This is a genomic window from Streptomyces sp., from assembly GCF_031178505.1.
GTDB classification, from domain to species: Bacteria; Actinomycetota; Actinomycetes; order Streptomycetales; family Streptomycetaceae; genus Streptomyces; species Streptomyces gulbargensis.
The window spans coordinates 1-23,991 of record NZ_JAPSIW010000003.1 but is presented as its reverse complement, the minus strand read 5'-3'; the positions used below and the strand labels follow the sequence as shown (position 1 = coordinate 23,991).

Here is a 23,991-nt window from a genome sequence, read left to right as displayed (position 1 = left end):
GCAGATCGGCGCCCCCGCTCAACTGTCGTCCTCCTCGAAGAGCAACGACAGGTCTTCCTCCTCGTCGTCCTGTACGCGGGACAGGTCGGCGCTGTAGTACTCCACCTCACTGTCCTCACCCCGAGGCATCGGAAAGACCAGACCGACGCCGATCACGTGGTCGACGGCATCGAGCGGAGCACGCCTCTCGCGGTTCGTCGGTGACGGCGATAGAGCGTCGATCGGGTACAGGGTCAGCAACGCGGTGTCGGGCGCCTGCTCGCGCCTGGCGTTCTTCAGCGCCGCCTCGTTGATCTCCGTCAGCGCACCGAGGTCGAGATCGACGCCGGCATCGCGACGGCTCATCAGGGTCTTGATGTCGGCGGCGTCGCCTCCGCTTTCGCCGAGCTTCGCTCGGATGACGCGGTCCACGGCGAGCCCGGGACCGAACTCGTACCGCTTTTCCGGATCACCGCTGAGCGGATTGCCGATGATCGCCACGTTCCAGCGCTTCAGCGAACCGCCGCCCCCGGACCGCACCCGACGCTCTACGTAACTGCGCAACAGACCCGCGTCGCACTCCAACGACTTGCCGTGGAAGCGGTATTCGTCGAGGAAGTCCAGGATGATGTCGTAGGACACACCTCGGAGGATGTGCCTGCCCTGCATTCCGTTGTCCTGGTGTCGGGCTCCCGCCAATCGCAGGGAGCGGTCGACGAGGTCGTGGGCGGCCTGCCGGTTGGCCCGCAACCACTCGGCGTCCCGCGTACGGAAGTAGCGGGTCTGCACACGCTGCCCTCCGTACGCCGCACTCGCCTTCACCGCGTCCCGCATCTTGCCCGCCGCCGTGATACGGAGTGACGGGTGGGTCCGCATGCGGACGGCGAAGGTCCTGGGCGTCTTGTCCTCGACCATGTACACATCGATGTCCCGACGCATCTCCGACTCGACGGTGGCGATGTGCCTGAACCAGTCGCGCATCCCGTCCGTCATCCAGATGCGCGGCAGGTCTGCGTACCCTTCGCGGAAGCCGAACCAGCGGCCCATCTGCAGCAAAGAGTCGTACGTCGTGGCGTTTCGCACGAAGTAACTGACGGCGAGCCCTTCCAGGGTCAAGCCACGCGACAGAGTGTTGCCGCCCACGGCGATGGCGACGACCGGGCCGGCCTCGTAGTCCAATCGCTTCACGCTCTTCGAGTTGTCCAGGATGATGCGACAGTCGTCCACCACACCGGCCAACAACGGAAGGAGAGCGTCGAAGGGAACGGGCGTCTCCCCGAGGTCCGGCTCGTTACCGGGGACACGGGCGATCTCGGCCTCCCAGAGCCGCCTCAGCTCCTCGAGCAGTTCCCCGTCCGCGGCATCGAGCCACCCCGCCGTCCGCTTGCGAAACGCCTCCAAGGGCCTTTCGAAGCTCTCGTGGACGACGGTGCTGACACTCGTGTGGACGAGCATCGTGGAGTGGGGAACCCCCGTACCACGCACCCGTCGGGCGGCCGTGACGAGCCAGAAGTACAGGACTGCCGTCCTCAAGGCACCGCTGATCTCGGGTACGAACCCCTCGATCTCGTCTCGTCCCGGTCGAACGAGGGGCACCTCCTCGTCGGGGACCGTGCGGATCATGTCGTATCCGTCCGGTACCTCCTGGGGGTCCTCGCCGTCCAAAGCGTCCCGGCCGAACAGAACCTCGGTGCCGAAGTGTCCGCGTGGCTTCGGCAGATTGACGACGAAGTCCTCCGGATAGAGGTCCTTGGCGGCGGGGTCGATCAGCAGGTTGGCGAAAGGCGTGGCGGTGTAACCGACGTATCCCCCGCGGGGGAACAGATCAACGATCTCCCGGATCAGCGGATTGGTGCTACGTGACGCGACACTCGCCTGGTCGGCCTCATCGTCAATGATCAGTGTCGGGCAGTTGCGCAGGTAGTCGGGCGCCTTTTCCAACCACGCCTTGAGCTTCCGCAGCCTGGGCACGTTCTTCTTGATCACGCAAAGGACGTGCTGCTGACTCTTGTCGCCGAAGAAGGCCGCCGGGTTGCCCGCGGGAGGCTCGAAGTCCCCGACGCGACCGGTGAGCGGGTGCCACTGGTCTATCACCGGCTCCACGAGCTGCCGCTCGAGTCGGAGCTGGGTCTGCAGTCGCAGCCCGTTGTGGACGCCGGCGAGGACGATGAAGAACTTGTATCCGGCGTCGGCCGCCTTCGCGATGAGCGCGGTGAAGTTGCTGGTCTTACCCGACTGCACGTAGCCGACGACCAGCCCTCTGGTAGAGAACGCGCTCTCTAGGGGGTGGTCGAGCATAGAAACGACCTTGGTCGAAGCGGAGTCGAGGCCGCGCAGGCTGTCCTCGTCCCACGACTGTTTCGCCAGCAGGTTCCTGAGAGCGGGCCAGCACCTGTCGTCGTCCTGGGGGCCGACGTACCAAGTCTCGCGGTTGTTCCGGACGACGGAACCGGGCTCCCGCTTCTCGCGGACGGCGATGGTCTCCTGCTGATGACGCTCCGCAATGCGCTTGGCGAGCTCGTCGGACATACCGAAGAGCTTGATCGTCGCCAACGCCTGTTCGGGCGTGTGCGTTTTGATCAGGCGCTTGAACGCCTCGTACTGATCCTCGAACTCCTGCAAGCCCCACCCCTTCGGATACACGGCGTACCGCGATCGTAGGGGTGGCCTACAGGTCGACCGCCATACGAGCGGCGTCCGACCCGCGCGCCCGTCGGCCGCGGACGTCAGGTCGGCCACGGCCACCACCGCTCACCCTCCCCTAGGTGAACCAACGGCTGAGGCCCCGGCGTCGGTGTCCAATGAAACAACTCTATATCCGCGCGCACCGACAACCGGGCCCGGATGCGGGAAGTTCCCCGTACGGAATCACCGAACGTTCTACGCAGGACCGATCAGGCAGCCGCCGCCAGCTTTCGTCGCCGCTTGGGCGGACGGGGAGCCTTCACCGTGGTCGTTGCCTGAAGGTCCCGCTGAGCGAGTAGCAGCGGGGCGAGGTGCTCGGCGATGGCCCGTCCCAGCCCGACGGGCACGGCGTTACCGATCTGCCGTGCGATGTCGCTCCTGCTTCCACACCATTGGAAAGACTCCGGGAAGCCCTGCAGTCTGGCCGCTTCCAGGTGTGTGATGGGCCGATGCAGCCAAGGGTGCAGGTAACGGCCCTTCTCCGGTTTGAAGAACTCCGTACGGATGGTGACCGACGGCTTGTCGCGGTGCAGTCGCCCCATGACGTCGGCGGAACCGCTCTTGTGCTTCTTCCAACAAGGCGCAAGCAACTCGAAGGGGATGTCGAACCGGTTTCCCCCCTCGGGAATGGAACGATAGCGCGCCATCGAGATCGGCTTTATGCCGTTTCGGCGCAGATGAAGCTCGTCCATACGGAACGGGCCGGCGATCTTACGCCCGTTAGCGGACACCTCGCGTGTGGGTAGATCGGAGGAGAGCTTGCGCAGCACGAGGTCGGAAATCGTCTGCCATACGGTGCGTTCGGGCCCGGCAGCCGGAGTCGGGATGAGCGCGGCCTGTAGTTCCATGTCCGTCAGGTCATCGATTAGACGAGCCGAGTCCACGGCGGATCGTAGATCCTTTCGGATTCCGACGACAATCGCACGGAAACGTCGTTGCGGCACACCATAATCAGCAGCGTTGAGAAGATCATCGTAGATGAAGTATTCGGAGAGAGCTCCCCCATCCCGAACTTCTCTGCGCAAGAGTTCGAATTCGGGAGAATTCCTGAAGGCGTCAACATTCTCCATAACGAAAGCCATCGGCCGGACGGTTGAAACCACATCCAGATAATGGCGCCAAAGCTGGTTGCGCGCATCGTTCGGATCTTGGTTTCCAAGCCTCGAAAACCCCTGGCAGGGCGGGCCACCCAACACGATGTCGGCTTCGGGGAGTCCTCCGGGCCTGTCGACCCAGTCCGCGATGTCCCCTTGGTGGATATGCGCCCCGAACTTCTCGGTGAAGTTCACCGCGTACGTAGCCGCCGCTGCCCAATCGAGCTCGACGGCTGCGACGGGCCGGTACACCGGACGGCCGCCGCACTTCGCGTCGACGAAGCCCTGCGTCAGCCCACCGCAGCCGGCGAAGAGGTCGATCGTCCTCAGCGGAGCGAGACCGGGATCCCCCGCCTCCACTTCGGAGGCGTCGACTTCATTGTGTGGTTGGCGCATTGGCGCACTGTAGCCGGCCACCAGGCCGGAAGGCAATCTCCCGACTGTACAGCTCAACAGCGTTTCGCGCCGGCCCCCAATCAGGTCCATTTCGGACTGCTCGATCAGGTCATGCAGCACCTTAAGCTCGAGGAGTGGACCTTGGGCACCCTTCACGCGGATCATCCGACGGCCCCGCGAGCCGACGGCGCACCTCTGCCTACCGCCCGCCCTCCCGCGCTTGGCGCCCAAGGGCCGGGATGACGAGGACTGATCGCAAACGTGAACAGGATCGAGCCGCCGGAGGTCACGCCAAGCGTTTCGTGAGCGACGAGTCCGGCGTCAAAGTACCCGCCACCGTCGTCCTGACCGAGTCTCGAAGGACGGGGCACGTCGTCGCCAGACTCGAATGGGCTGTCGCAGGACGCAGACGCCGATACTCCCTCGGCGAAGTGGACCACCCCACCCGGAGCGCGAACCTTCGTGCCGCTTGGCTCCTGGCCGAAGAGGCCGGGCTCCTGGTGGCGGAGGAGATAGGGAACTCCTGGGCCTCGTCGAGCGGTACCCGGGCGTCGATGCGTTCCAATCGAGCACGCGACACCAAGCCCGAGCTCAGGCTCCGCTCCTCTCTGCATCGGGAAGGGCTGCGCTTCAGGGTGAACGCCAGGCCGGTGGCCACGTTGCGCCGAACCGCGGACGTGCTTTTCACCAAGCACAAGGTGGCGGTGTTCGTGGACGGCTGCTACTGGCACGGGTGCTCCACCCACCGGTCGATCCCATCGACGAACAGGGAGTTCTGGGTGTCAAAGATCGAAGGCAACAAGAGCCGTGACAGAGAGACGGACAGCCTCCTGGTGGAACACGGCTGGTTCGTGGTCCGAGTCTGGGAGCACACGCCGATCGACGACGCGGCCGCCCTCGTACGACTCGGACTGGAGGAGTCCAAGTCGAAGCACGCCGCCCGTGTGCTCAGAGCGGACGTCCGTTGAGTAGATCGTCCAGGGCGTCCGCCTCCCTTCGCAGCACGATTCGCCCGTCTCCGTCGCTGTAGGCGAGGAGCCGGGCGCCGGGGGCCAGACCGGCCTCGACGAGAATCCCCATGGGAAGTTCTACGGAGCCGTCCTCACGCACCATGGCCTCAGCCGGTTCTCGGATCATGCCGCCAGGATCGCACGCCGCTCCCACCCCCGTATTTGCCCTGGGGGCGGCAGGCGCATCCAGCGTGACCAGACCTCGTAGTCGCTCTGCACGGGTTCGCAATCCGCAACGAGCCGCTTCGGCCCGTCCTACATTGCGCGTCGCATGACGGCCTGGAGGCCACATCACCTGGGCTGTCGGACCTCCGCCAGAACATCGTCCAAGAGTCCCCTCACATCGCTTCCGCCCAGCACCAGCTGTCGATCGAGCAGCCGGTTCCCGGTTTCGCAGGAGGTCTCGCTCACAAGGGAGCAACCGTGGCAGGCCGAGAGGTTCAGCTGCGAGGCTCCCTGCCGATCGCTCTCGATGCAGACCGGGTCGTTGGAACAGATGTCCGCGTCGTCCAGAGCGGCCACCAGGAGCGGGATCAACTTCTCGGGGGCCCCGAGTCTGACGAGGCCGCCGAGGGTCCCCTGAGCGTCCCCCGCCGCGGTGTAGATCAAGATCCCGGCGGTCTTGTCCGTACGGTCGGAGTTAGCGTAGATCCGCTCCTGCAGCGCGGCGGATGCATAACCGCTTGCGAACGCCAGTCGCCGGATAAGCAGGTGCGCCAGCGTGTGCAGGGCGATGTACCTGGGTTCCGGCATGTCGAGGCGGCCGGCCCAGGGAGAGTCGGCCCTGCGCTCCTTGAGGATGCCGGCGCGTGCCTCCACCTCCGGTTGCGCCTCCCACTCGGCGAGCTTCCGCTCGTCGAACCGCAGGAAGATCCCCTCCCCGAACAGCTCGATCGCCGGGTAGGTGGGCCAACGCCGCTGGTCCGAGCCCAGATCAACGCTGATCATCGCCGCTTCTGCGTCATGACGCCGGAATCCTCGTAGAGCACGGACCTCACGGACCCTGCGCACCTGCCCGATGCCGCTGATCTTGCCGAGCAGACTCTGCGGCCCTGTGACGCCTCCGAGGCTTCGTCCGTCGACGACGAAGTCGCTTCCCGAACCGTCGCGTCCACCGTCCAGCTTCTTCAGGAACGCCGCCCACTCACCATCCTTGAGATCGAGCAGCATCTCGTCCGGTGCGGTCTCCTCCCCCGCCGCCACGGCGAGGACGGTTTCCGACGTAACTCCGAGATCGTCGGCGATCCACTCCGCCACCTGCTCCGACAAGGGCCCGCCGTTGTCCGTCACCACCTTCTCGAAGAACACGTGCCCGCGGATCTTGTCGGCCGCCTCCGCGGACTGCGGACGTTCCTCGGGTATGTCGAGAGCCGAGATTCTCTCGGCGATGTAGTTGCCCGTGGCACCGCGCTGAACGGCGACCAGCTCGTACGGGCAGGGCTTCTTGACGGAGTCCTCCGGCTCCCAGGGTTGCCGCCCCGCGCAACGGATCCCGTCCCGGTGCAGAGCCCCCTTCGTCACGAGTTCCGCGAGTCTGCGCTCGTTTCCGCATCCATAGCACTTCACCACCAACGCCGCGAGACCTTCGCCACGGGTGGCCAGCTTGTGGAACCTGAGCGCCTTGTAATCGCGGCAGAAACGGACCGCTTCGCTCAGGCTCGCCCCGCGCCCACGATGCGCCCACTTGAACCAGTTGACGTCCTGGGCGTGGCTACCCTTCTCACAGACGGCGATGTAGCGCATCGGTACGAGGGCGCCGCCACACTCACAGGCGTTACTCCACTTACCTTTCTTTTTCCCGGTCAGCTTCGAGAGCTTGTCGCAGCGTTCGCAGAACCGCCAAGCGGGAAAGCGCCAGTAGGGCAACGCGGGAGTGTCCTTGCCGGCGCGACCCGCATGTTCCGGCGGTTGCCTGAGAACGCCGGCACCGAGGCGCGCCATCAGACGCTCACAGCTGATCTCATGGGCGAATCTCTTGTCCCACCAGGACGTGTCCGGCGCCATGAGCGACTCACCCCGGACGTCGACGATCGCTCCCACACCGAACGGCGAGATCGTCTCGGAGAGGCGCAGGTCATGCCTGATCTTCTCCACGGTGCACCTCCTCCTGCGGCTCCTGGACCTCGACCGCCACGTTTGGCTCCACAGACCTCATCGAGTCTCCGACGAGCCACCCTTCTCCGGGCTGACCGAACCTCTTCAACAGAGCTGCTTGATCCTTCTTCGTGCGCTGGTAGTACAGCGGCTCGTCCGCCTCGCGTGCCTGTGCCGCCCGCCGGTCCCAATCCCTCAGAAGGCTGCCCACCGCAGAGCGCGTCTCCTCCGCTTCGAGACCGTCGGCGCGCGTCACGTAACCGAGAAACCCGTCGACGAGTCGGTCGACCGCTTCGCGGATCTTGTCGTCCCCGAGGTCGAGCCGACCCGCGGCGTCGTTCGGGGCGAGCGCGCTGAACGACTGCCTCAACAGCGCCACGAGTGCGCCGGCGAGCGAGCGGTTGCGCGAGGCCAACGACCACGGCGTGACACTCGTGGGCTCTACGCTCCGGTAAAGAGCCTCGTGATAACCGCGGAAGGTCTCGAAGTGCGATCGGTCGCGGGCCCTGCTCGACCGGAACAGCGTGACGACGACGCCTTGCGTGTCTCCACGCCCGACACGGCTGGTGGCCTGGATGTACTCGGCCGTGGTCTTCGGCTGCCCCACCATGAGCATCAGCGCGAGCCTCGGAATGTCGATGCCCACGGAGAGCATGTTCGACGAGAGGACCACGTCCACGGCGTCCGACGACTCGTCGACCCCGATCCGGAGCGCACGGAGGTCGTTCGGCAGCTCCTCCGCTCCGCGGCGACTCGTCAGTTCGAGGACCTTTCCGGCCCTGACGGGACGCAGCGGGAAACCGAGCCTTTCGGCACGAGGCTCCAGACGGCCGTTGACGTCGTCGACGACCAGCGTTCCGGTACGCCCGAGCTCGCGGAGGCTGTTGTGGTACATGACCAGTGTCCAGTACGCGTCCCGTGGCGCGGCGGACGGAGCGCGGGCGGCGAGTGCCTCGGGCATCTCCACCATGGGGGTGACGGCGGCGATGACGGCCGACGGCTGCGAGACCGACTGCGGCATCAAACCGACGTAGAGACGCCCTTCTCCGCTCTCGACGGGGCGGGAAAAGAACGTCCGGTCGTCGTCGAGCCCCGACGGCGGGTACAGGGCGACTTTTCGTCCGTAGAGCCCTCCCACCTGTTCCTCGGACGCGCGGATGGTGGCCGTCGAAGCCACGATCTTGGGGCTGACCCCCGACCGGCTCAGCAGGAGCTGGATCACCGCGTCGAAAACGGCGACGGTGGTCCCGAGCGGCCCCGAGAGCAGGTGCAACTCATCCTGAATGATCACGGACGGTTGCTTGAAAATGGTCCCGAGACCGAGCAGCCTCCCGGCTTCCGGCTTGAACTGCAGACGTGCGAACTTGTCGACGGTGGCCAGCAGGATCGTGGGCGGTTCCTCGTACAGCACCTCGTCGACGACCGCGAGCGGAAGCCCGTCGGTGAACTCGCACGACTCGTCGACGCAATGGAGTACGACGTCCGGTCCCACCAGACGCATGCCGTAGTCATGCGGCTTGTCGCTCCTGAGCTTCGGCACCATCGGCGTCAAACACCACGGGCAGCTCTCGACCTGGAACTCGTTCGCCTCTTCCGGACGCGCGGCCTTCTGAAGACGCTTGAGCGCGTCACGCGCCTCTCCACGCGTACCGGGGGTGACTTCGTTGCCGACCCACAGACCGATCGAGAAAGGCGCCATCCCCTTCGCCCGGCCGTCCGTGGCCCGCAACCTCTCCATCGCACAGACCAATGCCGCGGCCCGCTGGAATTGCTGAGCGGTCAGGAGCCGCAGGGTATAGCGGGTGATGACGGCGGTTCCCCCACCGGCCGTACCGTGGTCGAGCCGTCGGCGGAAGACCTCGATCGCGGCGAGACCCAGGTATGCCTCGGTCTTACCACCACCGGTCGGAAACCAGATGAGGTCGACGAGTCCCCGGTCCTCGTGCCTCTCGTCAACGGTGGAAGCCAACGAGACTAGCAGGAAGCCGAGTTGGAACGGCCGCCACTCCGGTTCCCGAACCAGGTCCTCCGGCTCCCCACGGTTGATCGCCCCCTGCCGCATCTGAAGGCGCATGGCGGCCATGCCGAGTGAGAATGCCGTTCGGAGATGTTGCTGTTCCGGTGACCGGAGGAGGTCGACGCCCTTCTTCATCCTGCCGACCGTGTTCTCCGAACGTTCGGCGATACGGACGGCCACGGCTTTGTCGTCGCCGAACGCTTCCGCCCGTTCCATCTGCCGGGAAGCCCAGCCGGCGAACGCCTCGACGAAGGCATCCAACGATTGCAGTACCGCTCCGGGGTCCTCGTCGATCTGCTGGAGGTGCCTCAGCTCCAAGGCCCCGGCTTCGGCCGTCCCCTCGTCGAAACCCGTGGTCTCGACGGCGGGCACCACGAACGCCGGGACGGGTTCGAGGAAGATCCGTGTGCAACGGCCAGCCGTGAACTCCCAGTCCGCGGCCATTCCGTGCCCGACCGCGTAGACCTTTCGGTTGCGGTACCGCAGACGCAGCTCGGCGGCTTCCGGATCGGCGTCGAACGAACGCGTCGTGTCGTACTCCAGGATCTTTGCACCAGCGGGCGGAGTGACGGCCAGACGGACCTGGAACAGCATCCCGGGGATGTCGAGACGGTCGTCACCCGTGGACTCGGTCAGAACCCGTACATGGACGGTGACCAACGAGTTTCCCCCGAAGACGCGCCAGCGCGATCCGACCTCGACCGAAACACCCCCGACGGACAGGCGCTCGATCTTCTTCTCCCGCCGGAGCTCGATGACGCCGGCGGAGAACGGAGTACGCCGCCATCCGGGTGGCCCGTCCCCGTCGACGACGGCGTACGTGCCGCACGAGAAGTCGACGTCGACGGAATCGCCGTCGGTGACGAAGGAGATCGCGACGGACGAGGGCCTCCAGTCCTCTGCCAGGGGGACCCCGGCGCCGCTCTCCTCCACCTCGCCGTCCGGGACGTCGGCGGAAACGTGTTCGTCCGTGTCTCCGCCGCCGTGAGTCCCTCGATTCCCGGCCTCGACCGGGAACAGCATGCCGACGGCGTACTGCCGGTGAGGCAGGTTCGTCGTGACCTCGTCATCGCCCGCCTCGGGCCCTACGTAGGACTCTCGAAGGTGTTCCAGGGCCTTCTTCTGAGCCACGGTGAGGTTCACTTGCAGACCTGCTTTCGAAGAAGAGCCTGGAGCCGCTTCTTGTCCTCTTTGGACGCGATCACGTGGAGCGTGACCCGCGCCCTCGTGACTGCCACGTAGAAGGCGGCCAGGCCCCGATCGTCGTACTCACGGGGCAGGCCGCAGACGATGACGTGCTCTGCTTCCAGCCCCTTGGCGAACCGCGGGTTCGTCACGAGGAACCCGGCCTCGCTTCTATAAGGCTCGGCACCCTCGGAGACGTTGATGATCCAGATGTCTTGACGACGGGCGCCGTCCGCGACGAGGTCCCGGGCCACGGATTCCGCCGCGTCGACGTCGGCCGTCGCATCGGACCACCGCCATTCCACTCGGTCACCGTGGACGATGCCCGGGTCTCCGACGTCGGCGCCCAGGTATTCCTGCACGACGTGGACGATCGCCCGGGTGTTGCGGACGTTCCGGTCCAGGTCGTACTGGAGCGCCTCCTGCTGGACCAGCTCACAGACATCAGGGTCGAATTCGCCGTCGACGCGCGCCTGGTTGTTCGGATCCAGGAACATCCTCCACCGACCGCCCTCGCGACCTCCGCGGATCACGGAGTCCAGTGCGTCCATACCCTCGGCGTTCATAAGGTCCTGCGCCTCGTCGACGAAGACGACGTCGTACTGCTTGTCACCTGACAAGTCCGCGAACGGAAGAAGATCGATGTCTCTGCCCTCGATCCGCGGACCGAAGAAGTCGACGAGGGCGGGTGAGTGGAAGGTGATGAGAACCGACTTTCCCTCGCCCGCCTCCTGCTTCGCGCCTTCCACCAGCACCAGGGACTTTCCGGTGCCCGCACCGCCGAAGACGAGCATCCTCGGGTTTCGGGAGAGCGCGGCCAGGACCCGTGCCTGCCCCTCGGTCGCCCGGTTCTGCTCCTCCAGGACGGCGCCCCGCTGTGCATCGATAACGGGCATCCGCGTGAACTCGCCGAAGAGGCGCGCCCGCAGGGTTTCGGACCGAGCGATCCTGACTCCGAAGGGTGCGGTCCTGGCCTCACCGGCGACCTTCTCGAAGGCTTCCGTCATCGCCGCGATGGTCATCTGGTCCCTGGCCCACCAGTGGCTCCCCTTCCACTCGACCGCGGCCGGAGGCGCGTCGATGTCGGGGGTGAGGGCGACGGCCTCGGTCGCGAACCAACCGACGCCTTCCTCCTGAAGAATGTCGCGCAACGCGTACATCGCCGACTGCGCCTGGTCCATCGGGGACTCGCGCAGCTTCTTCCAGTCACCGTGGCGGTCGATGGAATACCAGACGCCGTCGTACTTCCTGACGCCCCCGCCCTTGACCTCGACGATGACGACGACACCGTCCCAGAGCACGACGAAGTCGGCTTCCCCCTGCTGCTTGACCGCATGACTCCGCAGCTTCACCGAGTGGAAGGCGACCGCCCCGTGGGGCCCGTCGATCGCCCGCAGCAGTCGCGCCACCCGCCGTTCGGCGTTGCTGGTGGTCGTCGTCTCGACGTCGGCGAGATCCGGTACCAGGATCATGCTCCCTGCTTTCGCCAGAGGTCTTCGTAGGCGCGGTATCCGAGGAAATCGTTGACCGCCCCGAAGTTGTCGGCGACGTCCACGATGAGGCACTCCGGTTTGCCGCCGTTCGCGGGGCCGCGCAGTCCGCGGCCGGCCATCTGGATGTACGCGCTGGGGCTGAACGTCGGCCTCGCGATGTACAGGGCCCGGACACCCGGTGCGTCGAAGCCCTGGATCAACAGATCGCAGTTGGCCAGGACCCGGATCTCCCCCTTCTTGAACTTCTCGATTACGTCACGGCGTGCCTGCCGTCCGGTCTGGCCGCTGACCGCCTCGGCCGCGACCTGCCGGTAACGAAGCGTGGCGGCGAGGACCTGGGCGGACAGGACGTTCGGAGTGAACACGAGGATCGGCCATTCCGGGTCCCGGTGAAGAATGTCCTCCACGAGGATCCGCATACGAGCCTGGTCCCGCCCGATGCGGTCGAGAACCTTGGGCTCGAGTTTGCGCCACGACTGCACCTGCTCGAGTTCATCCGGCTTCAGCGCGACGTCCACGCCCTTCAGCACCTCGTGTCGAACCCGCGCGAGGACGCCCCTCTTCGACAGCTCCTCGTAGGCGTTGCCTCCGAAGGCCCTCATGATGTGGTGGCCGAAGCGGGCCGCCAGCTCCTCCGTCGGCTTGGTGACGACGTCGCTCTTCCCCTTGAACGGGGTGGCCGAGACGCCCACCAGAGGCCGCTCCCAGCTACGGCCGTCGACTCCGAGCCACCTGAGGATCTTCGTGTACATCTTCGACCCGCCCGCCCGGTGCGCCTCGTCGATGAACACCGCGGACGCGCGACTGAGCCACTCGTACTCGGGGGTGTCTGCAACCCTGTCGAGCTTGGCGTCGGTGGCCACGACCACGCTGAACTCGGTGTCTGGCTCGTGGACCACGTTGGAGTTCCAGAGCCTGCCGATGGTCAACGGACGCTCGTCGCCGAGCCATCGCCAGACGGTCTCGAACGTCTGCACCGCCTGCTCGCAGAGCTCCTCCGACTGCGTGATCCAGATCACGGTTCCGCTCATGTCGCCGTCGACGAAGAGCCGCAGCACGGTTTCGGTGGCCACGCGAGTTTTTCCGGCTCCCGTCGGAAGTTCCACCATGCCCTTGCGTGCGCGCCCGTCCGCTTCTCGGGACGTCAGAACCTCCTTCAGCTCCCGGCTGATCTCCTTCTGGAAATCGTGCAGAGGGTTGAGCCTCACGGCACCGGGCACGACGAACTCCTCGTCCTGGTGCCGACCGCGGCGTCCGGCATACTGCGTGCCGAATCCCATCTTCCGGAGCCAGGCGACGGTCGACGCTCCCCCCGCCCACGCCGTGGGAACGTCCGTGTACCCCTCGACGCTGAATTGATCTTTGAGGAATCTGATCGAGTCGCTGCCGTAGACCGTCAGGAAGAGCTCCGCAACGGACGTGGAGTCGTCCACCAGGCCCTGCCCGTCGAGTGCCTGCCAGAGCCCCTTCGGCAGGCACTCTTTCAGCGTGTCGTCGCCGAAGAAGATCTCCAGGCGCTCCGCATCACCGGTTGCGGCCCGGGCGGCCTGCCGCTGTTCCTCCAGACGTTGGTCTGCACGTGCTCGGAGGATGTCGCTCAGCTCGGCGTTCGACAGACGCAGGTCGAACGCGCCGTTGACGATCTGCAGAACGCGCTCTTCGTCGAGGTCGGCATGGACCACGAGAGTCAGCCCCTCGAGATGCCACTCGAGCGTCTGGTCCTCGACGCCGTCCTCGGTGGTCACGCGCTTCGTGATCTGGACGGCCTTCGCCACGGTCGCGTTCACGACCTTGTCCTCGACGAACGTCGAACGCAGCCCGGCGTACAAGTCGATGACGCGCTCCTCGCCCTGCCGGCCGTCGACCAGCAGCGAGAAGGAGAAGCTGTCCTCGAACCGACGACATCCGACCTCCTCGACGAGCAGCTCCGCTTCGTCGGGGTCCGCCTTGAGGTACGGCTTCTGTCTCATGCTGAGGAACGCGCGTTCTTCTTCGGTCGTCGCCAAGTACACCGCGTCGGGTCGCCTCGCCTCGATGACGCGTCCAACCCTGGCGGGGATGAGATCCGGACGCCCGTCCGGGAATGCGGTCCTGCCGGCAGTGAGGACGAACCCCGTCAGGGCCCCGTTCTTGATCGGCTTGAGGACCTCCGATCGGAGCGCATCGCGCATGACTTCCGCCGGAACCTCGTCCAGCGCCTTCGGCAGTGCCAGGGCGTCTTCGACGTGGCGCGGTCCGCGGAAGAGAGGCAGCAGGGCCTCGTACTCGACGAGCGACGCGGAGACGACGTGACCGGGAGCCCGGTAACCGCGGCTCGACTTCAGCAGGCCAGCCTGGTCCACCGCCCATCGCACGGGGGAAGCGACTCGGTGGGTGAGCCCCGTGTCGACGTCCGTGCAGAGCCAGTAACCCGCCTCGTCGAGCCTGAGCAGCCTCTCCGTCCAGTGTTCGCGGATGCTCTCAGGCGCCTCCGCCTCCTTAAGCATGAGGAGTGCCGAGAACGGACCCGGGCCGTCGCCCTTGTCGAACTCGACCTCTTCGACGTGGCGCTCCCCGGGCCCCAACCTCCGGTTCAGCTCATCCAGGACGTACTGGCAGTAGTCGTCGAAATGGACCTCCTCTTCGACCGAGTACGAAGCCACAGGCTCTGTGATGACGCCTGCTGCATGGGCGATCTGGGGAACGCACTTCGTCCTGTCCAACACTCGGTCGGCAATGCCGTCACCGAGGCCGTCGATGTCCAGTACGTACTCGGGCGACGCCCAGCCGCCGTCCCGTGTCGGAACCTTGAGGGCACCGGCCTTGTTGCCCGCCACGACCTTCTGCGCCTGCGCTATGGGCACGTCGACGGCCGCGTCCCAGAATTTCGGAAGCTCGTCGTCCTCCGACTCCGGCGACAGCTTGGCCATCCTGGCCTCGAACTTCGCGAGCGGGTCAAGGTCTCGGAAGCCCCTGTCACCGAGCTTCTTCTCGACGCCGGGAACGGCCAGAAAATCCGGATCGACGAAGCACGATCCTTCGACCTCGATGCCCTCCACGCGATGGAGGAAGACCTGACCGCGATCCTTGACGGACTTCATGCCGTCGGTCGTGGGTATGACCTTCGCGGAGCCGATGCCGTCGACTCTGGGATTCCGCAGCACGAAGTCGAGCGCTCTCGCGGCAGAGGCCGCGTCGGCCCCTTCCGCCCACTCGCGCAGCCACGACAGGACGCCTCTCTTGGGTACTTTCTCCAGCGCCTTAGCCTCATCCCTCGGCCGCGAGTCGACGAAGGCGGAGGAGACACTGCACACGTAAAGCGTCCGCAGACGCGTCATACGCTGATTGTTGGCGTAGCAACGCCAGTGCGGCACATCGCCACTGGTGTGGGGCGACTTGATCCACTCTTCGTGGTCGCGCTCGGACGCCTCGCTGACGCGGAAGTCGAGAGGACGGAGCTCCGGCGGCGTGCGCAGTACACCTGCAGCATCGGGGATCAGAGCCCTCTCGCATCCGAGCTGCGGGATATGAACGCAGAGGATCTCGTCGCCGAACGAGTGGGTCTCGCGACCACGTGCAGGCATGTAGTCCAAGTGCGCTGCAGGATCGTCGAAGGACGAGACCTTCGGCAACATGTCGAGGAACATCCCGGAGAGAGTCACGAGGATCTCCCGGTTGTACGTGTTCGCGAGCAGCGTGGTGCGGTCGTCGTTCACGCTCCAAGGGGCGTTGAAGAGGGCGGATGCCGACGTCCTGTCCTGGAGCGGGAAATACGACCAGAACCCGCCCGTCTTCAGTTGGGCGAACCGTGCTGGCATGGCGACCGTGACCTTCATCCGGTCACGCGACACCGCTTCACCGACCTCGGTCCGAGCCTCGGGGCTGGGTGCGTGCATCCGATTCTCGACGTACCACTCCTCGTGGTCACCGTCGGGACGCTCGATGCGGAACCTACCGTCACCGAGGTCACGCGACACGTGGCTCGTCACGAAGTCGGCGTCGGCGCCGACGACCCGGAGCCGGACCTCGCGCACCGAGTTGACGAAGAGGAGGAACTCGGAGCGGAACTCCTCGATCTCCCTCCGGAGGTTCTCCAACCTCGACGCGCGCGGCAGTCTGACGATCGTCACCGCCCACTCCGCCAGCTCGGCCAGGATCGGGTCCTCGGCGAACTCGACGTCGGCATCGATCCGCGTCAGGGTCCTTAGGACCGGCAGCCTCTTGGATGCGGGGGCGATCGCCGCGAGGGCCGCCTTCGCCTTGGGAGAGTTGAACTCGAAGGCGATCGACCGGCTGAACACCTGCGGAGCGTCGGTGACCGCGAGCACCGACTTGAACCCGAGTCCGAACCGCCCGATCTCATCACCTCTCTTACCGCTGAGGTGCGCGTGCGCGAGCGTGGTCAGGCCGCTACGCGAAAACGGACGCCCGGCGTTCGCGCAGTACAAGGTCTGGCGATCGAGGTCGAGGACGATCTCGACCCGCCCGGCCCCCTCCTCGTGCTCGTCGGCTCCCGACATCGCGTCGGCCGCGTTCTGCACCAGCTCCAGTAGCGTGCGGTTCGAGTAACCGCCGACTCGGATGGACTCCTCCTGGTTGGCGTGCTCCGCGATCAGGTGCGAATTCGCACGATACGAGTTGGTCGCCCGCTCGAAGAGGTCGTCGACCTCGCGAACCAGACGCTCGTCGGGAATCCAACCGGCTCGATTCGTCGCCACGCCTACACCGCCCCCGCTACTGCCACAGCAACGCACCACTGCCAAAGCCGCACTTGCATGGCTCCTGAAACGTCGATCACCATGTTCACCGACGATGTGTCACACACCACACCGCCGACCTGCCACGGACTGTAGACGCATCCACTGACAGACCGACCGGTTATTACCAGATCGGTCGTCGAAGCAGGAGGATAGAAACCTACGCCAAACCTTCACAAGTTGTAAGGCGCAGGTACGTCACGGGTCGGTGTCGACGGGTCACTCAGCGAGAGCCGAGACGACACCGACTCGGTGGCACAGGAGGAGGGCCAAGTGAAGGGGAATGTCGCACGGTTGCTGGCGTGAAGGTCCTCGCCCGAGCTGGTAGGAAACGCTGTGGGAGCCGTTTGGGAGCCGACCCACTCCCCAAGCCCGTTCCATACGGCGCGAGACCAAGCGAGACCACCCACCTGACCAGGGCAAACAGGATTCATGCTGGCAGGGGTGGTAGCCGAACCTCATTCGGGACGAAGAGGTCGTGGGTTCAAATCCCGCCACCCCGACAGAGAAACACCAGGTGAGGCACCTACTCTTAAGAGTAAGTGCCTCACCTGTTTCGTATGCGTGTCTAACTGCGTGACTACCGCTCTGGAGCGCGCTTGAAGATACCGTCCATGACCACGGCGCCGGTCTGAATCACGGGCCGGATCTGCTTCCGGTAGACCTCCTCAGTCACGGCCGTACCGGAGTGGCCGACCAGGCGAGAGATCTCCTCCAACGGGACGCCACGGTCGGAGAGCAGCGACACGAAACTGTGCCGCAGCTCCCGAGGGGTCCACTCGTCGGCGTTGATGCCCTCAGCTTCCTTGAGCGCCTGGCGGAAAGCGCGCCGGACGTTCGTGGCATCGAGCGGCTTGCCCACAGCCGACGAGAAGACGAGCCCGTGTTCCGCCCACTTATCACCAGCGGCGAGCCGTTCCCAACCCTGGTCCTCGAAGTGCTGCCAGAGGACTTCCACGCAACGCGCCGGCAGGGCGAGGGTTCGCCGAGACTTCCGGGTCTTCGTGTCTCCACCACGCCGAACCGAGCGCCAGACGGCGAGGTGCGGAGGCTGTGGCGGGTCGGCGTCCGGATTTCCCTTGAGGAAGACGTGGTCCCAGGTCAGCGCCCGTAGTTCCTCGGTACGCGCACCGGTCAGCAGGGCAACGACGATATAGGCGTGCATCGAGGTGCCCTCGGCAGCCTTCAGCACCGCCTCGGCCTGGGCGAAGCTGAGCGCCTTGGACGGCCGGCCAGGCTGGCCCTGGGGCACGGAGCACAGCTCCACCACGTTGCGCTTCACCTTGTCCCGCGCCATGGCCCGCTTGACCGCCCGGTTCAGGCAGGAGTGGACCGCCTGAAGGCTGCGCGTGCTCAGAGTTTGAGCCTTGGTGACCAGCCAACGGTCGACGTCCTCTGCGCTGAGGTCACGCAGCTTCCGGGCACCCAGCCCCGGTATGACGTGCTTCCTGCTCAGGTTGGTGCAGTTCTCGACGGTGCGCTGATCACGGCCCGCAAGACCGTACGCAAGCCAGTCATTCACCGCGTCGGCGACGGTGTACCCCGTGGGTGCGATCGCGAGACCGTCTTCGTGGTCGCGCAGAACCTCTTTGAGCTTGTTCTTGGCTTCCGTCTTGGTCTTGCCACTCCCCCGTTTGACGATCCGCTTACCGCTCGGATCGAAGCCGAGGTTCGCCGTGGCGATCCAACGCTGTCTCTTCTCGTCCCAGTGGAGGCCGCCGTCACCCCGGCTACGTCGCTTGGCCATCAGATGGCCTCTCCCAACTGGCACTGAATGAAGTCCCGTACGGCGTCGGCGGGCACTCGACGCGCCCCGTCGATCTTGAGGGAGGCGAGACGACGGGTGCGGATGAGGTCGTAGACCTTGCTGCGTCCGACTTTCAGCCGCGCCATGACTTCCGGCACGGTCAGCAGTTCTGGAGTGACGGTGGTCATGCTGCGACTCCTTCCTGGTCGAGTTGGTCGCGTACGGCTTCACGAGCTGTCTCGCGGTTGAGCTGGAGGTTGCGGGCGATGGTGGCGGCGAGGACGGATTCGCCGGGGGTGCGGCCGTGTCCGGCGTACTGCCAGTCGGCGAGGACAAGGACGGTGTCCGGTTCGCGGTCGTCCAGGACGAGGGCGGCGTGTTCCTGCGCGGCGCGGTAGTCGGCGCGTGCCTGGCGGAGGGCGCCGAGGGTGGTCGAGTACTGCCGGGACTTCGAGGAGAAGTGACCTCGGAAGCCGAGCATGTGAGCCCAGGCCCACAGGCGGCGTTCGGGGTACAGGGGGTCGAGCATGTTGCAGGCTTCGACCAGGCGGCGAGTGTGGTCGGGGACGTCGTGTCGGTCGAGTTCGGAAAGTTCGCCGATGCGGCGGTCGAGGGTGCCGGTGGTCTCGGCGGCTTTGGTGGCGTACTTGGCGACGTAGGAGGCGACGGCTTGTTCAGTGATGTCGGAACCGTCTCCGAACGCCTTCACGGGCCGTACGTCGAGCTGTGTGCCCCAACGGAAGGTGCGTGCCGGTTGGTCCTCGGCGGCCGGGGCCGAGACGGAGGTGTAGGAGTGCGCGGCGGCGGCGCGGATCGCGTCGGCGAGGAGATCGACGGTCGCCCAGGCCGGTGGCGTGGTGTCGGGCCCCTCCGGTCCATCGAGCCTGATCACGGCATGGAAGTGCAGGGCACCGCGCTTCCCAGCGGGCGTAGTCAGGGGCCGAAGCCACCCTCAGCAGGTCGCCGAGGGTGGTCGGGTCGAGCAGGGTGTCAGGCACGGGCGCCCTCCCGCGTGTGGCGGGTGGTGGTGCCGGTGCCGTGGCAGGTCGGGCAGTGGGCGGTGATGGTGCGGAGGTGGCCGCGGGCGTTGCGGCCGCCGGTGGTGATGTGGACGGAGGCGAAGCCGTCGCAGGCCGGGCAGATCCTCGGCCGGGGCGGGGTGTGGTGGGCCATGATGGTGGTTCCTTTCGATTGCGGTTGGAAGGGACGGCCCCGGGTGGCGGCGTGCTTGGCGGCTTGTGCGCCACCCGGTGGCCGGTCAGCGAGCGGTGTGCGAGCCCCGGCGGCTGCGGCCCTTGGCGGTGTACATGGCCGCGTCGGCGGCGGCGAGGGCATCGGTGAGTGCGGGCACCGGCAGCTCGACGAGGCGGCAGACACCGACCGAGGCGGCCAGCGGCAGGGCCGAGCCCTCGTAGTTCGTGGGCTGGTGGAGTGCGGTGGTGAGGGCGTCGAGGTCGACGGCGTCCAGGTCGCGGATGACGGCGACGAATTCGTCTCCGCCGAGTCGGCCGGCGGTTCCGTGGCGTCCGCACCAGCTGCTCAGCCGGTGGGCGGTGGAGATGAGGGCGGCGTCTCCGGCGGCGTGGCCGTGGGTGTCGTTGAGGGTCTTGAAGTGGTCGAGGTCGACCAGGAGCACGGCCGCGCGGGGGTGGCGGCGGATGCAGTGTTCGGCGCGGGCGGTCCATCCGGCGCGGGTGTGCAGGCCGGTCAGGGGGTCGCGGCGGGCGGAGGCGAGGCGGCGGGTGAGGACGCTTCCGTGCAGTGCCCAGCCGAGTAACGGCAGGAGGGTCGCGGCTGTCTGCGGGTCCACGGTGTTCTCCCTTTGGCGATGGCGGTTGGTTTGGCGGGACGGTCAGCCCGGGGGCGGCGGCGTGCTTGGCGGCTTGTGCGTCGCCCCGGTGATCCGTTCAGCGGCGGTGCTGGGCGTTGACGAGTGAGCGGATGACCAGGGCGCAGATGGCCAGCGAGGCGGCGGTGACGGCGACCGCGAGGAGCATGGAGACCAGGACGGCGCCGACGACCAGGACGACGGCGGTGCCGCCGCCGACGAGGGCGAGCGCGGTGCCCGGGGTGAGCTGGACGACCGGGCGCGACGGAGGAGCCGGGGCCGTGGGGGCCGGCGGCGGGGCCGGGGTGCCGGGCGTGATGGTCGTCGGCTCGACGACGGCGGGCGGGGTGACCGTGCCGGTGGGCTGGGGCATGGTCGGGTGCTTGGGCCGGAACATGGGCGGATCTCCTTACTTGACGGCGGTGTCGATGACGGGGGCGAGGAGGCTGTCGGCGAGGAGGTAGCCGCCGAGGAGGAGTACGGCGATGAGCCACCAGGGCGGGCGGATGAGCTTGATGCCGAGGACTCCGACGCAGAGCAGGGCGAACCAGAGCGGGACGTCCACGGGTGGCCTCCTAGCTGACCTTGCAGCGGTGGGTGCGGGCGGCGAGCTGTGCGGCAGACTGAGCGGTGTAGTCGGCGGACCAGCCACAGCGGTCGTTGGTGCACACGGCGGCGTGCTTGGTCCGGCCGTAGCGGTCGCGGTGGGTGCCGATCTGCACCGGGCCGATCCGCATCACGGAGTGGAAGTGGTCACGGGCAGGCATGAGGCGTCGTTCTCCTTTCGGGTCAGGCGAGCTGGGCGGCGATGGCGTCTGCGAGCTGGGGCGGGACGCCGAGGCGGGTGCGGAGGGTGTCGGTGTCGATAGGGCTGCCGGTGCGGTGTTCGTGGTCGGCGGCGACCTTGCGGGCGTGGTCGACCAGCGCGGCCGGGACCGACGGAGCGGGAACCGCGGGCGGAGCCGGGGCCTGCTCGGGTTCGGGCGCAGGGAGTTCCGGGGGCTCCTCCGTGTCGTCCATGCGCACGAGGTCGTGATCGTCCGCGAAGCCCGGGGGTTCGGGCGCCGGTGGGGTGGGTGCCGGCGCTTCCGGCTCGTGGTGGGCGGCGGTGTGGGCGAGGAGGGTGCCGCCCATGAAGGCCAGGGCAGGCCAGGCGGCGACGAGGATGCGCAGCCAGGCCGGGACGTCGTTCAGGTCGAGGAGTCCGGCGGTGGCGACGTTGGCGCCGAGCGAGGCGACCAGGGCGATGACGAACCAGCACCAGGCCAGCCGGGACGGTCCGTCGGTGCGCAGCCGTCGCCACGCGGCGACCAGGAGCAGGTCCACCGAGACGGGGTAGGCCCAGGCTTTCCAGCCGTCCTGTCCGGCAGCGGCGGCCAGGTCGTGAAGGTGGGCGAAGGACAGTGCCCCGGCGATGACGGCCTGGACGAGCACGGCGTCGATGCGGAGAGCGGGGCGGGCCATCACAGCTCCTTCCTGTCGTCAGGCATGGGAGGGGTAGGGACCTGGCGCGAAGGGCGGTCGCGCCGACCGTGAATGCGGGACGGTCAGGCGGTGGCGGGGGCTGTCTTGGACAGCGGCACCCGGGCCTTGGGCAGCGGAGCGAGGGCAGGCCGGAAGGCGGCCAGCGCGGGCACGTCGGGGGTGCGGTCGGCGTGCTTGTTGCAGATGTTCACGGCCTCACGCAGCGTGGTGTGCGGGGCGCGGATGCGAGCCCAGCCGCCGGTCGAGTCACCGGTGACGGCGACGCCGGGGGTGTCGGTGGGGATCTGGATGGCGGCCAGGACGGCGTCGGGTGACACGTCGCCGAAGGCCATGTTCGCGGACGTTTCGTCGTTGACGCGGTGGGCGGTACGGCCGGTGAGCTGGGCACGGAGCATGGTGATGCCCTTGCCGAGTTCGGAGCCGAAGCGCTGCCCGCAGATTTCGAGGTAGATGCCGGCGGCACGGCCGAGCTGAGCGAGACGTACCAGCGCCGTGATGATGCGGTCGCGGCGCTTCTCCTCCTCCTTGCTCGCGAAGAGGGCGAGTTCGGCGACCTCGTCGACCAGGACCACGACCGGCACCGGCCGCAGATCCTCGCGCAGGTCCCAGATATCGGCGGCGATCTCCGCATCCGGCACGGCGACGCTGATGCGCTGCTCGGCCCGGATGAGCTGGTAGACGTCCTCCATGTGTCCGACGAGCGCTTCGAGGAGATCGAGGGCGGTGTCGGGGTTGTCGGCGAGCGCGGAGAACCGGCGGGCCAGCGGGAACAGTTCCACGCCTTGCTTGCAGTCGATGCCGACCAGGGCAACATGGTGCGGAGCGAGCCCGGCGACCAGATTGCGCTGGTAGACGGACTTCCCGGACTCCGTGGCCCCCAGGGTCAGGCCGTGCGGGACGGCACGGTAGTCGCGGTAGTGCACCGCACCGTCCTCCCGCAGCGCCACAGGGATGCGCATCGGCCGCGTCTCGGCCATGGCGGGCATCTGCACCCGCTGGAGGACGTCGTAGCCGGTCATCCGCACCTCGACCACGCCCGAGCGCAGCTCGCGGGAGGTGACGCCGTAGACGCCGAAGGAGTGGCGGAGCCGGTCGGTAGCGGCAGCCACGTCGAAGGCATCCTGTCCCGGCCGGAGCTTGAGCCGCAGGACCAGGCCGGTACGGGTGAACCGTAACCGCAAGATGCGCGGTGGCCGGGACTCAGGCGCCGGCCGATTCGCCATCCGGGCCAGAGCCAGCCGCCAGCGTGAGGGCGGGACCGTCAGCCCGCACGCTTCCATGACCGAGGCGTAGCGGACCAGGACCCGCACCGTCGCGACCAGGGCCCCGAAGGTGAGCCAGTACCAGGCGGGGCGCCGCCACCGCAGGAGACCCGCAGCAGCGACGACCACAACCACAGCGACCATGAACCACGTCATGATCAGGCAGCCTTCGAGCCCGCAGCGGCCAGCGACGTGACAGCGACCGCCCGGAACGCGATGCCGTGCCGCTTCTGGCCGTTGAACTCGTTCTCCCACGGCCGGGCGATCAGACCCGTCAGCGCGACCGGGGTACCCATGGCCAGCTCACCGGAGATACCGGTCTCCGGGACCGTCACGGACAGAATCTCGACTTCGTCGTTGGCCGCGAACATCACGTTCACGGTCATGAGCTTGGCACCGGTCTCGGCGTCGACGGCCAGCTCACCGGTCCGGCGGTCCTTCACCTTCGGCTCCGGAGTCTTGGCGACCATCACGGTCGCGGCGGAGGTGTCGACGGGGATCTGACGCACAGCGGATCACTCCTCTATAGAGGCTGGACTCCGTCACTCATGTATATGAGTGACATGAAGAAGAGTGCATCACTCCTATACATGAGTCAACCCGCCGCGACAGAGAACTCGCGACGGGCTGTGAGGAGTTGAGCGGTCGTCAGTCGGCTGCTGGGATCCGGTACTCGAAAACGAACTGGTCAGCGGCCATGAGGGTGTCGCAGACCTCGACGACGAGCCCGGCCGTGGTGCGGGCTTCCCGGATCAGGTGAACGACCGGGGCGCCTGGGCTGAGAGCCAGTTCGGTGGCTTCCGCCTTAGAGGCCGGCCGTGCTTGCAGCGTCTCGACGAACTCAGCGAACTCGTGCCCGTGGTCTTCGAGTCGGGCGTAGATGCCACCGCCGCCGGGGTTCTCGGCGAACAGCTCGGGGATGTCCTTGACGACGTCCCACGGGAGGTAGGAGGAGGCGGTCTCGACCGGGGTGCCGTTGC

General features: G+C 66.9%; 19 protein-coding genes and 1 pseudogene. 1 reads left to right on the top strand and 19 read right to left on the bottom strand.

The genetic code is table 11. The annotated features are described in order from the left end of the window. Positions 1-18: 18 nt before the first annotated feature. Positions 19-2,718, bottom strand: a complete 2,700-nt coding sequence (locus RIF68_RS00885; protein WP_309049180.1) for a Z1 domain-containing protein — start codon at positions 2,716-2,718, stop codon at positions 19-21. Positions 2,719-2,873: 155 nt separating this feature from the next. Continuing rightward, on the bottom strand, positions 2,874-4,319 hold the full coding sequence (locus RIF68_RS00880) for a DNA cytosine methyltransferase (protein WP_309049179.1): 1,446 nt from the start codon (positions 4,317-4,319) through the stop codon (positions 2,874-2,876). A gap of 137 nt (positions 4,320-4,456) precedes the next feature. Here RIF68_RS00880 and RIF68_RS00875 point away from each other — a divergent pair, with 137 nt between their 5' ends. After that, positions 4,457-5,122, top strand: a complete 666-nt coding sequence (locus RIF68_RS00875) for a very short patch repair endonuclease (RefSeq protein ID WP_238156415.1) — start codon at positions 4,457-4,459, stop codon at positions 5,120-5,122. Here RIF68_RS00875 and RIF68_RS00870 read toward each other — a convergent pair. The 17 genes and pseudogenes from RIF68_RS00870 to RIF68_RS00790 form a co-directional block, all read right to left on the bottom strand. Then, on the bottom strand, positions 5,103-5,291 hold the full coding sequence (locus RIF68_RS00870) for a hypothetical protein (RefSeq protein ID WP_100455316.1): 189 nt from the start codon (positions 5,289-5,291) through the stop codon (positions 5,103-5,105). The two genes, RIF68_RS00875 and RIF68_RS00870, sit on opposite strands and share 20 nt — an antisense overlap. A gap of 164 nt (positions 5,292-5,455) precedes the next feature. Then, positions 5,456-7,258: a DUF1998 domain-containing protein gene (gene drmB, locus RIF68_RS00865; RefSeq protein ID WP_100455315.1), complete on the bottom strand. Its 1,803-nt coding sequence runs from the start codon at positions 7,256-7,258 to the stop codon at positions 5,456-5,458. After that, complete coding sequence (locus RIF68_RS00860) at positions 7,239-10,418, bottom strand: helicase-related protein (protein ID WP_309049178.1); 3,180 nt, start codon at positions 10,416-10,418, stop codon at positions 7,239-7,241. The genes drmB and RIF68_RS00860 overlap by 20 nt, the downstream gene beginning before the upstream one ends. Continuing rightward, entirely contained in the window at positions 10,415-11,932 is a 1,518-nt protein-coding gene (locus RIF68_RS00855) for a nuclease-related domain-containing DEAD/DEAH box helicase (RefSeq protein WP_100455313.1), read from the bottom strand. The genes RIF68_RS00860 and RIF68_RS00855 overlap by 4 nt, the downstream gene beginning before the upstream one ends. Continuing rightward, positions 11,929-16,650 carry a sacsin N-terminal ATP-binding-like domain-containing protein gene (locus RIF68_RS00850; RefSeq protein ID WP_309049177.1) on the bottom strand — a complete coding sequence of 1,574 codons (4,722 nt, stop codon included), beginning with the start codon at positions 16,648-16,650 and terminating at the stop codon, positions 11,929-11,931. The genes RIF68_RS00855 and RIF68_RS00850 overlap by 4 nt, the downstream gene beginning before the upstream one ends. A 619-nt stretch (positions 16,651-17,269) precedes the next feature. Beyond that, on the bottom strand, positions 17,270-18,436 hold the full coding sequence (locus RIF68_RS00845; RefSeq protein ID WP_309049176.1) for a site-specific integrase: 1,167 nt from the start codon (positions 18,434-18,436) through the stop codon (positions 17,270-17,272). Continuing rightward, on the bottom strand, positions 18,436-18,624 hold the full coding sequence (locus tag RIF68_RS00840; RefSeq protein WP_309049175.1) for a helix-turn-helix domain-containing protein: 189 nt from the start codon (positions 18,622-18,624) through the stop codon (positions 18,436-18,438). Before RIF68_RS00840 ends, RIF68_RS00845 begins: the two co-directional genes overlap by 1 nt. Then, positions 18,621-19,355 (bottom strand): annotated as a pseudogene (repSA, locus tag RIF68_RS00835) (replication initiator protein RepSA); the annotation flags it as partial. The gene RIF68_RS00840 and the pseudogene repSA, both read right to left, overlap by 4 nt. 71 nt (positions 19,356-19,426) lie before the next feature. Then, positions 19,427-19,609 carry a hypothetical protein gene (locus RIF68_RS00830; protein WP_107476556.1) on the bottom strand — a complete coding sequence of 61 codons (183 nt, stop codon included), beginning with the start codon at positions 19,607-19,609 and terminating at the stop codon, positions 19,427-19,429. Between the two features lie 85 nt (positions 19,610-19,694). Beyond that, the gene (locus tag RIF68_RS00825; RefSeq protein ID WP_107476557.1) at positions 19,695-20,246 is read right to left on the bottom strand and encodes a GGDEF domain-containing protein; all 552 of its coding nucleotides are present in this window, start codon (positions 20,244-20,246) and stop codon (positions 19,695-19,697) included. Between the two features lie 97 nt (positions 20,247-20,343). After that, the gene (locus RIF68_RS00820) at positions 20,344-20,661 is read right to left on the bottom strand and encodes a SpdD-like protein (RefSeq protein WP_164419851.1); all 318 of its coding nucleotides are present in this window, start codon (positions 20,659-20,661) and stop codon (positions 20,344-20,346) included. 12 nt (positions 20,662-20,673) lie between these two features. Continuing rightward, on the bottom strand, positions 20,674-20,829 hold the full coding sequence (locus RIF68_RS00815) for a hypothetical protein (RefSeq protein WP_309049174.1): 156 nt from the start codon (positions 20,827-20,829) through the stop codon (positions 20,674-20,676). Positions 20,830-20,839: 10 nt separating this feature from the next. Then, a complete protein-coding gene (locus tag RIF68_RS00810; protein ID WP_309049173.1) occupies positions 20,840-21,031 on the bottom strand; it encodes a mobile element transfer protein in 192 nt (63 codons plus the stop codon). A 22-nt stretch (positions 21,032-21,053) separates the two neighbouring features. Next, positions 21,054-21,728 (bottom strand): DUF2637 domain-containing protein, encoded by a 675-nt coding sequence (locus tag RIF68_RS00805; protein WP_164419852.1) that lies wholly within the window; start codon positions 21,726-21,728, stop codon positions 21,054-21,056. Between the two features lie 83 nt (positions 21,729-21,811). Then, positions 21,812-23,155 (bottom strand): FtsK/SpoIIIE domain-containing protein, encoded by a 1,344-nt coding sequence (locus RIF68_RS00800; RefSeq protein WP_375165652.1) that lies wholly within the window; start codon positions 23,153-23,155, stop codon positions 21,812-21,814. A gap of 14 nt (positions 23,156-23,169) precedes the next feature. Beyond that, positions 23,170-23,520, bottom strand: coding sequence for a hypothetical protein (locus tag RIF68_RS00795; protein ID WP_107476561.1), 351 nt, complete (start codon positions 23,518-23,520; stop codon positions 23,170-23,172). A 139-nt stretch (positions 23,521-23,659) separates the two neighbouring features. Continuing rightward, positions 23,660-23,991 (bottom strand): UTRA domain-containing protein (locus tag RIF68_RS00790; protein ID WP_309049171.1); only part of this gene is annotated, 332 nt, incomplete at its 5' end.

What these genes read in the sequence shown, in the direction of transcription:
- RIF68_RS00880 (WP_309049179.1), bottom strand. Translation starts at nt 4,319, where the DNA reads ATGATCCGCGTGAAGGGTGCCCAAGGTCCACTCCTCGAGCTTAAGGTG.
- RIF68_RS00870 (WP_100455316.1), bottom strand. Translation starts at nt 5,291, where the DNA reads ATGATCCGAGAACCGGCTGAGGCCATGGTGCGTGAGGACGGCTCCGTA.
- RIF68_RS00855 (WP_100455313.1), bottom strand. Translation starts at nt 11,932, where the DNA reads ATGATCCTGGTACCGGATCTCGCCGACGTCGAGACGACGACCACCAGC.
- RIF68_RS00845 (WP_309049176.1), bottom strand. Translation starts at nt 18,436, where the DNA reads ATGGCCAAGCGACGTAGCCGGGGTGACGGCGGCCTCCACTGGGACGAG.
- RIF68_RS00840 (WP_309049175.1), bottom strand. Translation starts at nt 18,624, where the DNA reads ATGACCACCGTCACTCCAGAACTGCTGACCGTGCCGGAAGTCATGGCG.
- RIF68_RS00830 (WP_107476556.1), bottom strand. Translation starts at nt 19,609, where the DNA reads ATGGCCCACCACACCCCGCCCCGGCCGAGGATCTGCCCGGCCTGCGAC.
- RIF68_RS00820 (WP_164419851.1), bottom strand. Translation starts at nt 20,661, where the DNA reads ATGTTCCGGCCCAAGCACCCGACCATGCCCCAGCCCACCGGCACGGTC.
- RIF68_RS00810 (WP_309049173.1), bottom strand. Translation starts at nt 21,031, where the DNA reads ATGCCTGCCCGTGACCACTTCCACTCCGTGATGCGGATCGGCCCGGTG.
- RIF68_RS00805 (WP_164419852.1), bottom strand. Translation starts at nt 21,728, where the DNA reads ATGGCCCGCCCCGCTCTCCGCATCGACGCCGTGCTCGTCCAGGCCGTC.
- RIF68_RS00800 (WP_375165652.1), bottom strand. Translation starts at nt 23,155, where the DNA reads ATGGTCGCTGTGGTTGTGGTCGTCGCTGCTGCGGGTCTCCTGCGGTGG.